General features: G+C 44.3%; 1 protein-coding gene. It reads left to right on the plus strand.

Annotation, left to right across the window (positions count from 1 at the left end; all coding sequences use genetic code 11):
- Positions 1-244 (plus strand): hypothetical protein (locus tag FS767_RS23110; RefSeq protein ID WP_218571751.1); only part of this gene is annotated, 244 nt, incomplete at both ends.

The raw sequence follows: 244 nt of genomic DNA on the forward strand, positions 1-244 counted from the left end.
TTAGACTTTTTGTCTGCTAGCAAACATGTGGCTGTTATTAGCTGCCATCTTGAAATGAAAGATTTCTTGGTTGAAAAGCTCGGTGGGCCGCAAGTAACTTTGATCGGAGTTCCAGGAGAGCCTTCAAGAGCCCACTTACTGGGCGAAACTTCTCTCAAAGGCAAGCATTACCCAGAATATTTCAGTCAAGTTGACGAATTTATTTTGAGTAAGGACTGGTCTGGCGTTCCTGTTCTGGTAGCAG

This window comes from Pseudomonas sp. DE0010 (assembly GCF_007680745.1).
Lineage (GTDB): Bacteria > Pseudomonadota > Gammaproteobacteria > Pseudomonadales > Pseudomonadaceae > Aquipseudomonas > Aquipseudomonas parafulva_B.